The organism is Duganella margarita (assembly GCF_009857535.1).
Lineage (GTDB): Bacteria > Pseudomonadota > Gammaproteobacteria > Burkholderiales > Burkholderiaceae_D > Rugamonas > Rugamonas margarita.
On record NZ_WWCS01000045.1, the window covers coordinates 1 to 9580 of the forward strand.

Genomic DNA, 9580 nt, shown 5'->3' on the forward strand with positions numbered 1-9580 from the left:
GCACGCCCCGCGCGGCGCCGGCGGCGGCGCCGCGCGGCTGCCTGATGCAGCTGACCGTGGACGCCGCTGCCGTGACCGACCTGCGGGCGCTGGTGATGCGCACCTGCGGCGCCGGCATGGAATTCATGCGGGTCGAGGCGTGCGACCACGGCGCCCGCGTCAAGGTCTGGCTGTGCCTGTCGCGGGCGCTGGCCGGGCAGGTGATGGAAGCCGTGATGCGGGCCTTGCCGGGCGCCGAATTTGGCCGCATGACGGCGCTGGCCCAGCGGACCGCCGCATGATCATCGCCGTCGCCAACCACAGCGGCGGCGCCGGCAAGACCATCGTCGCCAACAACCTGGCGCTGCTGCGGGCGCGCGCCGGGCGCCGCGTGCTGCTGGTCGACACCGACCCGCGCGCCGCCGCCTGCACCTGGTGCAGGGAATTGGCGGCGGCCGGCGTGCGGCCGCGGGTGGCCGCGCGCGCCATCTGCGGGCGCGCGCTGGTCGGCGAGCTGGAACTGCTGCGCACCCGCTACAACGATATCGTCATCGACACCGAGGGCCGCGACACGGCCGACAGCCGCGCCGCGCTGATTGCCGCGCGGCTGGCGATTGTGCCGATCGACGTGCCGGTGACGCCGCAACAGGTCGATCTTGCCAGCCAGTACAAGCTGATCGCCCGCCTGAATGCTGCGCGCATGTTCAATCCGGGCCTGCGCGTGCTGTTTGTCCTGGTTGGCGGCGACGTCCCGCCCAGCGACGAGGAGCGCGCCGCGGCGCGCGCCTACGCGTCGCGGGTGATGTCGGCGACGCTGGCCAGCACCATTATTCGCGGCGCCGCCCCGGCCGATATGGACGGGCTGTACCGCGAAGTTTTCCACCACTGATAGAAAGTAGAGCATGAAAAAATTAGCACTCGCCGCAGCCGTTGCTGCCCTGTTGACCACCGCCGTGCGCGCCGAAGACGCGGTAGCAACGCCGGCCGCCGTGCCGGACAACGCGGTCAGCTTCAACGTGGCGGCGATCAGCGATTACCGTTATCGCGGCATTTCGCAGACGCGCTTGCAGCCGGCCTTGCAGGGCGGCGCCGATTATGTCAACAACCCGACCGGCCTGTACGCCGGCGCGTGGGCCTCGACCATCACCTGGATCAAGGATGCGGGCGGCGACGGCCACGTGGAGCTGGACCTGTATGCGGGCAAGCGCGGCCAGGTATCGGCGGACGTGTCGTATGACGTCGGCGTGCTGACTTATGTGTATGCTTCCAATAGCCTGCCGGTCAGCGCCAACACCACCGAGATCTATGGCCAGCTGGGTTATGGTCCGGCCTATGTGAAGTATTCGCATGCGGTGACCAATCTGTTCGGTTTTGCCGACAGCAAGAACAGCGGCTATCTGGACATCGGCGCCAACATCGACGCCGGCGATGGCTGGACCGTCAACCTGCACGGCGGCCGCCAGAATGTCCGCCATAACGACGCCGCTTCCTACACCGACTGGAAGCTGGGCCTGACCAAGGACTTCGGCGCGGTGACCGGCGCGCTGGCCGTGATCGGCACCAACGCGCAGGAGTCGGCTTATACTTCGGCCGCCAACGGCAAATTCCTCGGCAAGACTGCACTGCAGCTGACCTTCAGCAAAGTGTTCTAAGCTGCAGCGGGCGCCGCACCGCGACGGTGGCGGCGCTTGCCTATCCTTCAGCGCCGACGAACAGGCGCGCGATCGCGGCCTGTTGCCTGGATCGCGCGACGTCGGCAAGAAAAACAGACACTCACCCTATATCCTCCCGCCTCATAGCGGGCAGGATCTTGGCAGCAGGGCGCCGAGGTGGTGGTAGCTGCTGTGCTGCGGGAAAATCTCGCGGTACAGGTGGCGCACCTCGGGCGCGCACAGTTTGCGGTCTTCCTTGTAGGCTTGCAGTTCCAGTTCGCTGTGGCGCGAGTGGTAGGTGTCGTGGCCGTCTTCGAGCACCAGCGTGTCGGCCAGACGCGCGTGCGGCAGCTGGGCGACGAACACCAGCACGCAGCCGGCCTGATGCGCGGAAAGGGGCCGGCGGCCGTGCGCCACCGTCACCAGCACCCGTGCGGACGGATTCACGCTCTGCATGACCTTCAGGCGCGCCAGCAGTTCCGCACAACCGTCGCGCTCCAGCGCTTCCGGGCGCAGCAGCGCGAGAATGACGCTGGCGCGGGCCAGCGCCGTGTCCTGGCTGCGCAGCGAGGCGTCGATCACCAGATCGTCGAACAGTTGCGCATCGTAGGGGCGCGGATTGGGCGAGACCAGCAGCACCCGCTTGCCGGCCGCCACGCGCAGCATGGCCAGGTCTTCGGCCAGATCGGCCACGGCGCTGTCGCCGTCTTCACCAGTCAGGGCGACGATCATACGGCCTCCATCATTTGGGCAAGCGGTGCGGCCTTGGCTGGCCGATATAGCGGCAGCGCGTCGAGTACCTCCAGCGCGGCGGCCAATTGCTGGCGGCAGCTGTCGGTGGCCGGCACCATCGGCAGGCGTAACTCGTCGTGCACCAGGCCCTGCATCGCCAACGCCGCCTTCAGCGGCGCCGGATTCGGTTCCGAGAACAGCAACCGCATCATCGGCAGCAGCCGCCCGGCCAGCACGCGCGCCTCGGCCAGCCGCTGCGCGCGCACCAGATCGTACAGCTGCACATACAAATCGGTGCGGAGATGCGCCGACGCCGAAATCGCCCCGTGCGCGCCACCGCACAGCGCGGCAAACAGCAGCACATCGTCGCCGCACAGCACCGACAACGGCGTCTGCTGCACCAGATCGGTCATCTGCTGCAGGCTGCCGCCGGCCTCCTTGATGGCGGCAAACTGCGGTCGCTGCGCCAGCCGCCGGGCGGTGGCCAATTCCAGCTGCACGCCGGTGCGCGCCGGCACGTTGTACAGCACGACCGGCCGCGCCGTGGCGTCGGCAATGGTCTCGAAGTGGCGCACCAGCCCTTCCTGGGACGGCCGCACATAGGCCGGCGTCGACACCAGGTAGCCGGCCAGATCCTCGTCATCGAACTCCAGCACGCGGCTGGCGGCGGCAAAGGTGTCGCTGCCGCCAATGCCCATCAGCACCGGACAACGCTTGTGCGCCACTTCCAGCACCGCCGCCAGCGCCGCGCTTTGCTCGGCCAGGTCCAGCTGCGGCGCTTCACCGGTGGTGCCGCACACCACCAGGCCGTGAGCGCCGGCGTCGACCACCCGCTCGGCCAGCCGCTGCAGCTGCGCCAGATCGATTTCGCCGTGGCGCATGGGGGTGGCCAGCGGCACCCAGATGCCGTGTAAACAATTCATGATAGTCCAAGGTGGTTGCGATGGAACCAGCGTAGCCAAGCGCCCGTAAAAATGTTCTAAAGAGTCGCCGCCCCGGCGTAAAGAAACCATAAATTTTTACGCTTTGTTTACACCCCGCCGACAAGTCTTTACAAAATCTTTAGACCCTTCTGGCTAAGCTTCAGGCTATCAAAACAAGACCTGTGAGGGTGTGATGGACATAGTATTTATCGGCGCGATTGCGCTGTTCTACCTGCTGACGGTGGCCATGGCCGCCGGCTGCGCCAAACTCGGAGGCCAGCCATGAACACGTTCTATCTGATCGGCGCGATCGCCGCCGCCGGCCTGCTGGTCTACCTGGTGGTGGCCCTGCTGAAAGCGGAGGATCTGTGATGAGCATGCAATCGATAGTCCTGCTGATCGTGTTCCTGGCGGTGCTGCTGGCGCTGGCCTGGCCGCTCGGCATCGTGCTGGCGCGCGTCGGCGACGGCGCCGCCGCCGGCACCAGCCCGCTGCGCGGCTTCGGCTGGCTGGCCAAGATTGAACGCCTGATCTACCGCGTGGCCGGCGTCAACCCGCAAGAGGGCCAGGGCTGGAAAACCTACGCGCTGTCGCTGCTGGCGTTCAGCGTGCTCGGCACGCTGGCCACCTACGCGCTGCAACGGCTGCAAATCTGGCTGCCGCTCAACCCGCAGGCAATGGCCAACGTCTCGCCCGATTCGGCCTTCGACACCGCCGTCAGCTTCGTCGCCAACACCAACTGGCAGGGCTACAGCGGCGAACAGACGATGAGCTACCTGACCCAGATGCTGGTGCTGGCCGGCCAGAACTTCTTCTCGGCCGCCACCGGCATCGCCGTCGCCTATGCGCTGATCCGCGGCTTTGCCTCGCGCTCGGCCAAATCGATCGGCAACTTCTGGGTCGACCTGGTGCGTTCGACCTTGTACATCCTGCTGCCGCTGTCGCTGATCCTGGCCGTGGTGCTGATGGCGCAGGGCGTGATCCAGAACTTCGCGCCCTACAAGGAAGTGCAGCTGCTCGATCCGGTCACCTACAGCCAGCCGAAAATGGGCGCCGACGGCCAGCCGCTGCTGGACGCCAAGGGCCAGCCGGTCACCGAAACGCTGACCGCCACCACCCAGACCATCGCCATGGGCCCGGTCGCGTCGCAGGAAGCCATCAAGATGCTGGGCACCAACGGCGGCGGCTTCTTCAACGCCAACTCGGCCCACCCGTATGAAAACCCGACCGCGCTGAGCAACTTCCTGCAGATGCTGGCGATCTTCATCATCCCGGCCGGCCTGTGCTTCGCCTTCGGCCGCCTGGTCGGCGACCGCCGCCAGGGCTGGGCCGTGCTGGGCGCGATGACGCTGCTGTTCGTCATCTGCACCTGCGTGGTGATGAGCGCCGAGCAGAGCGCCCATCCGGCGCTGCAGGCGCTCAACGTCGACCAGAGCCAGGGCTATATGGAAGGCAAGGAAACCCGCTTCGGCATTTCCGCCTCGACGCTGTTCGCGGCCGTCACCACGGCCGCCTCGTGTGGCGCCGTCAACGCCATGCACGACTCGTTTACGCCGCTGGGCGGCATGATCCCGATGCTGCTGATCCAGTTCGGCGAGGTGATCTTCGGCGGCGTCGGCACCGGCCTGTACGGCATGCTGGTGTTCGCCATCATGGCGGTGTTCATCGCCGGCCTGATGATCGGCCGCACGCCGGAATACCTGGGCAAGAAAATCCAGGCTTATGAAATGAAGATGACCTCGATCGCCATCCTGGTCACGCCGACGCTGGTCTTGGCCGGCACCGCGATTGCCGTGCTGTGCGACGCCGGCAAGGCCGGCATCGCCAACCCCGGCGCGCACGGCTTCTCGGAAATCCTGTACGCGTTCAGCTCGGCCGCCAACAACAACGGCTCGGCGTTTGCCGGCCTGTCGGCCAACACGCCGTTCTACAACAGCATGCTGGCGATCGCCATGTGGTTCGGCCGCTTCGCCATGATCGTGCCGATCCTGGCCATCGCCGGCTCGCTGGCCGGCAAGCAGCGCCTCGACGCCAACGCCGGCACCATGCCGACCCACGGCGGCATGTTCGTCGGCCTGCTGTGCGGCGTGGTGGTGCTGGTCGGGGTGCTGAACTACGTGCCGGCGCTGGCGCTGGGCCCGATCGTCGAGCACCTGCAGCTGTTTGCCCAATAAGGAATCACCATGTCTACTACAACGCAAAAAGACGCCACCCTGTTTACCAATCCACCGGTCCGCAAGCTGAACATGTTCGACTCGCAGCTGCTGGTGCCGGCCATCGCCGACTCGTTCCGCAAGCTGCACCCGCGCACCCAGTTGCGCAGCCCGGTGATGTTCGTGGTCTATGTCGGCAGCCTGATCACCACCGCGCTGGCGGTGCAGGCGCTGCTGGGCCAGGGCGAGGCGCCGTTCGGCTTCATCGCCGCCACCGCCGTCTGGCTGTGGTTCACGGTGCTGTTCGCCAACTTCGCCGAAGCGCTGGCCGAAGGCCGCAGCAAGGCGCAGGCGGCCTCGCTGCGCAGCCTGAAGCAGACCGTCACCGCCAAGAAGCTGGCTACGCCGAAACACGGCACCACCTGGCTGCCGCAGCCGGCGCTGGACCTGCGCAAGGGCCACTACATCCTGGTCGAAGCCGGTGACGTGATCCCGATCGACGGCGAAGTGATCGAAGGCGTGGCCTCGGTCGACGAAAGCGCCATCACCGGCGAATCGGCGCCGGTGATCCGCGAATCGGGCGGCGACTTCTCGTCCGTCACCGGCGGCACCCGGGTGCTGTCGGACTGGCTGGTGGTGAAAGTCACCGCCAATCCGGGCGAAACCTTCCTCGACCGCATGATCTCGATGGTGGAAGGCGCCAAGCGGCAGAAAACGCCGAACGAAATCGCCCTGACCATCCTGCTGGTGGCCTTGACCATTGTGTTCCTGATCGTCACCGTGACCTTGCTGCCGTTCTCGCTGTTCTCGGTGGCGGCCGCCGGCAGCGGCGCGCCGGTGTCCATCACCGTGCTGATCGCGCTGCTGGTGTGCCTGATCCCGACCACCATCGGCGGCCTGCTGAGCGCCATCGGCGTGGCCGGCATGAGCCGCATGATGCAGGCCAACGTGATCGCCACCTCGGGCCGCGCGGTGGAAGCGGCCGGCGACGTCGACGTGCTGCTGCTGGACAAAACCGGCACCATCACGCTGGGCAACCGCCAGGCCTCGGCCTTCATGCCGGCGCCGGGCGTGACCGAACAGCAGCTGGCCGACGTCGCCCAGCTGGCGTCGCTGGCCGACGACACGCCGGAAGGGCGCAGCATTGTGGTGCTGGCCAAGCAGAAGTTCAACATCCGCGAACGCGAAATGGCGACCCTGAACGCCACCTTCGTGCCGTTCACCGCGCAGACCCGCATGTCCGGCATCGACCTGGCGGCGGCCGGCGGCACCGTGCGCGCCGTGCGCAAGGGCGCGGCCGACACCGTGCGCCAGTACGTCGAAGCGCTGGGCCAGAAGTACCCGAACGAGGTGGCGCGCAGCGTCGACGACATCTCGCGCCGCGGCAGCACGCCGCTGGTGGTGGTCGACGGCGACCGCGTGATGGGCGTGGTCGAACTAAAGGACATCGTCAAGGGCGGCATCAAGGAGCGCTTCGCCGAGCTGCGCCGCATGGGCATCAAGACCGTGATGATCACCGGCGACAACAAGCTGACCGCCGCCGCCATCGCCGCCGAAGCCGGCGTCGACGACTTCCTGGCCGAAGCCACGCCCGAGGACAAGCTCAAGCTGATCCGCAGTTACCAGGCCGAAGGCCGGCTGGTGGCGATGACCGGCGACGGCACCAACGACGCCCCGGCGCTGGCCCAGGCCGACGTCGCGGTGGCGATGAACTCCGGCACGCAAGCGGCCAAGGAAGCCGGCAACATGGTCGATCTCGATTCGAACCCGACCAAGCTGCTGGAAATCGTCGAAATCGGCAAGCAGATGCTGATGACGCGCGGCTCGCTGACCACGTTCTCGATCTCCAACGACATCGCCAAGTACTTCGCCATCATCCCGGCGGCGTTCGTCGGCACCTACCCGCAGCTGAAGGCGCTCGACATCATGCACCTGGCCAGCCCGGCGTCGGCCATCATGTCGGCGGTGATCTTCAACGCGCTGATCATCATGGTCTTGATCCCGCTGGCGCTCAAGGGCGTGCCGTACCGGGCCATCGGCGCCGTGGCGCTGCTGCGCCGCAACCTGCTGCTGTACGGCGTCGGCGGCATCATTTTGCCGTTCATCGGCATCAAGGTCATCGACCTGGTGCTGACTGCCCTCAACCTCGTCTAACCGTCGTTCCCGCGTAGGCGGGAGCCCATACTCAGCATGGATTCCCGCCTGCGCGGGAATGACGCTGCATAGGAGTTTTACCATGGCATCGCCACTTCGTCCCGCCCTCACCATCTTTGCCGCGCTGACCCTGGTCTGCGGCGTCATTTACCCGCTGGCCGTGACCGGCATCGGCCAGGCCGCGTTTGCCGACCAGGCCAACGGCAGCCTGGTGAGCGTCAACGGCAAAACCGTCGGCTCCACGCTGATCGGCCAGGCTTTCACGTCGCCGCAATACTTCTGGAGCCGGCCATCGGCCACCGCGCCGATGCCGAACAACGCCGCCGGCTCCGGTGGCGCCAACCAGGGCCCGACCAACCCGGCCCTGATCGACGCCGTCAAAGGCCGCATCGATGCGCTGCACGCGGCCGACGCCGCCGTCGGCGTCAGCAACACGGCCGCCATCCCGGTCGATCTGGTGACCGCCTCGGCCAGCGGCCTTGACCCCGAAATCAGCCTGGCCGCTGCCCGCTACCAGGCCGGCCGCATCGCCGCTGCGCGCCGCATCAGCAGCGAGCAGGTGCTGGCGCTGATCGACCGTGAACAGCAGAAACAGTGGTTCGGCTTCTTCGGCGAAGCGCGCGTCAACGTGCTGACGCTGAACCTGGCGCTGGACCAGGCGGCGGCCACCAGCCACGTCCCGGCGCGCGGCTAAGCCACAAGGTACAATCCGCGCATGGCCATGTTCCCCACCGACTCCGTACGACCCGACCCCGATGCGCTGCTGGCGCAGGTGCAGGCACAGGAGCGCAAGGCCGCGCGCGGCAAGCTACGGATTTACTTCGGCGCCTCGGCCGGCGTCGGCAAGACCTACGCCATGCTGGCGGCGGCCCGCAAACTGCAGGCCGACGGCCAGCCGGTGCTGGTCGGCGTGGTGGAAACCCACGGCCGCGCCGATACCGCCGCCATGCTGGCCGGGCTGCCGCTGCTGCCGCCGCGCCAGGTGGCCTACCGCGGCAAGCAGATCGCCGAATTCGACCTGGACGGCGCCCTGGCCGCGCAGCCGCCCTTGATCCTGATGGACGAACTGGCGCACAGCAACGCCCCCGGCTCGCGCCATCCGAAGCGCTGGCAGGACATCGAAGAACTGCTGGACGCCGGCATCGACGTGCTCACCACCGTCAACGTCCAGCACCTGGAAAGCCTGAACGACGTGGTGGGCGGCATCACCGGCGTGCGCGTCGGCGAAACCGTGCCCGACACCGTGTTCGACCAGGCCGACGAAGTGGTGCTGGTCGACCTGCCGGCCGACGAACTGCTGGCGCGCCTGCAAAGCGGCAAGGTGTATCAGGCGGCGCAGGCCGAACGGGCGTCCAAAAACTTCTTCCGCAAGGGCAACCTGATCGCGCTGCGCGAACTGGCCTTGCGGCGCACCGCCGACCGCATCGAAGACGACGTGCGCGCCTACCGGGTGGAAAAATCGATCGCCGACATCTGGAAGACTGGCGCCGCCTTGCTGGCCTGCGTCGGACCCGGTCCGGGCGGTGAACACACGGTGCGCAGCACGGCGCGGCTGGCCGGCCAGCTGGGCACCGGCTGGCACGCGGTGTACGTGGAAACCCCGGCCTTGCAACGGCTGCCGGCGGCGCAGCGCGAACAGATCCTGAAGACCTTGAAGCTGGCCGAAGACCTGGGCGCGACCACCGCCGTGCTGTCCGGCGCCGACCTGGCGGCGGCCGCGCTGGACTACGCGCGCAGCCACAACCTGTCCAAGCTGGTGCTGGGACGGGCGCAGCGACGCTGGCCATGGCCGTGGCGGCCAGCGCCGTTGAAACGGCTGGCGCAACTGGCGCCCGACCTCGACCTGATCGAAATCGGCGTACCGCGCAACCAGCCGGCGCCGGCGCGCAGCAGCCACGCCGACGCCGACCCCGATCCCTATCACGCGCCGGGCGGCTGGGGCGGCGACGCCGGCAACGCCGGCAGCTGGCGCGGCAACGCTGGCAGC

At 67.6% G+C, this 9580-nt stretch carries 11 protein-coding genes; 9 read left to right on the forward strand and 2 right to left on the reverse strand.

What is annotated here, in order from left to right; translation table 11 throughout:
* From GTP55_RS28715 to GTP55_RS28725, 3 genes are all read left to right on the forward strand, one after another.
* A partial coding sequence (locus GTP55_RS28715) for a hypothetical protein (protein ID WP_229258212.1) occupies positions 1-281 on the forward strand: 281 nt, incomplete at its 5' end.
* The gene (locus tag GTP55_RS28720; protein WP_161048186.1) at positions 278-868 is read left to right on the forward strand and encodes an AAA family ATPase; all 591 of its coding nucleotides are present in this window, start codon (positions 278-280) and stop codon (positions 866-868) included. The genes GTP55_RS28715 and GTP55_RS28720, both read left to right, overlap by 4 nt.
* Before the next feature lie 13 nt (positions 869-881).
* Positions 882-1631, forward strand: a complete 750-nt coding sequence (locus tag GTP55_RS28725; RefSeq protein ID WP_161048187.1) for a TorF family putative porin — start codon at positions 882-884, stop codon at positions 1629-1631.
* A 141-nt stretch (positions 1632-1772) separates the two neighbouring features.
* Here GTP55_RS28725 and GTP55_RS28730 read toward each other — a convergent pair whose 3' ends face one another.
* Positions 1773-2363 (reverse strand): hypothetical protein, encoded by a 591-nt coding sequence (locus tag GTP55_RS28730; protein ID WP_161048188.1) that lies wholly within the window; start codon positions 2361-2363, stop codon positions 1773-1775.
* Complete coding sequence (dapA, locus tag GTP55_RS28735; RefSeq protein WP_202423910.1) at positions 2360-3286, reverse strand: 4-hydroxy-tetrahydrodipicolinate synthase; 927 nt, start codon at positions 3284-3286, stop codon at positions 2360-2362. Before dapA ends, GTP55_RS28730 begins: the two co-directional genes overlap by 4 nt.
* A gap of 193 nt (positions 3287-3479) precedes the next feature.
* Between dapA and GTP55_RS29690 the strand changes: the two genes are divergently transcribed.
* From GTP55_RS29690 to GTP55_RS28760, 6 genes are all read left to right on the forward strand, one after another.
* Positions 3480-3572, forward strand: coding sequence for a potassium ABC transporter ATPase (locus tag GTP55_RS29690; RefSeq protein ID WP_199240416.1), 93 nt, complete (start codon positions 3480-3482; stop codon positions 3570-3572).
* Positions 3569-3658, forward strand: a complete 90-nt coding sequence (locus GTP55_RS28740; RefSeq protein ID WP_161048189.1) for a potassium-transporting ATPase subunit F — start codon at positions 3569-3571, stop codon at positions 3656-3658. Before GTP55_RS29690 ends, GTP55_RS28740 begins: the two co-directional genes overlap by 4 nt.
* Positions 3658-5460, forward strand: a complete 1803-nt coding sequence (gene kdpA, locus GTP55_RS28745; protein WP_161048190.1) for a potassium-transporting ATPase subunit KdpA — start codon at positions 3658-3660, stop codon at positions 5458-5460. Before GTP55_RS28740 ends, kdpA begins: the two co-directional genes overlap by 1 nt.
* Positions 5461-5469: 9 nt before the next feature.
* Complete coding sequence (gene kdpB / locus GTP55_RS28750; protein WP_161048191.1) at positions 5470-7593, forward strand: potassium-transporting ATPase subunit KdpB; 2124 nt, start codon at positions 5470-5472, stop codon at positions 7591-7593.
* A gap of 82 nt (positions 7594-7675) precedes the next feature.
* Complete coding sequence (kdpC, locus tag GTP55_RS28755; RefSeq protein WP_161048192.1) at positions 7676-8287, forward strand: potassium-transporting ATPase subunit KdpC; 612 nt, start codon at positions 7676-7678, stop codon at positions 8285-8287.
* A 27-nt stretch (positions 8288-8314) separates the two neighbouring features.
* A partial coding sequence (locus GTP55_RS28760) for a KdpD family sensor histidine kinase (protein ID WP_503826668.1) occupies positions 8315-9580 on the forward strand: 1266 nt, incomplete at its 3' end.

What these genes read in the sequence shown, in the direction of transcription:
- GTP55_RS28720 (WP_161048186.1), top strand. Translation starts at nt 278, where the DNA reads ATGATCATCGCCGTCGCCAACCACAGCGGCGGCGCCGGCAAGACCATC.
- GTP55_RS28725 (WP_161048187.1), top strand. Translation starts at nt 882, where the DNA reads ATGAAAAAATTAGCACTCGCCGCAGCCGTTGCTGCCCTGTTGACCACC.
- GTP55_RS28730 (WP_161048188.1), bottom strand. Translation starts at nt 2,363, where the DNA reads ATGATCGTCGCCCTGACTGGTGAAGACGGCGACAGCGCCGTGGCCGAT.
- dapA (WP_202423910.1), bottom strand. Translation starts at nt 3,286, where the DNA reads ATGAATTGTTTACACGGCATCTGGGTGCCGCTGGCCACCCCCATGCGC.
- GTP55_RS29690 (WP_199240416.1), top strand. Translation starts at nt 3,480, where the DNA reads ATGGACATAGTATTTATCGGCGCGATTGCGCTGTTCTACCTGCTGACG.
- GTP55_RS28740 (WP_161048189.1), top strand. Translation starts at nt 3,569, where the DNA reads ATGAACACGTTCTATCTGATCGGCGCGATCGCCGCCGCCGGCCTGCTG.
- kdpA (WP_161048190.1), top strand. Translation starts at nt 3,658, where the DNA reads ATGAGCATGCAATCGATAGTCCTGCTGATCGTGTTCCTGGCGGTGCTG.
- kdpB (WP_161048191.1), top strand. Translation starts at nt 5,470, where the DNA reads ATGTCTACTACAACGCAAAAAGACGCCACCCTGTTTACCAATCCACCG.
- kdpC (WP_161048192.1), top strand. Translation starts at nt 7,676, where the DNA reads ATGGCATCGCCACTTCGTCCCGCCCTCACCATCTTTGCCGCGCTGACC.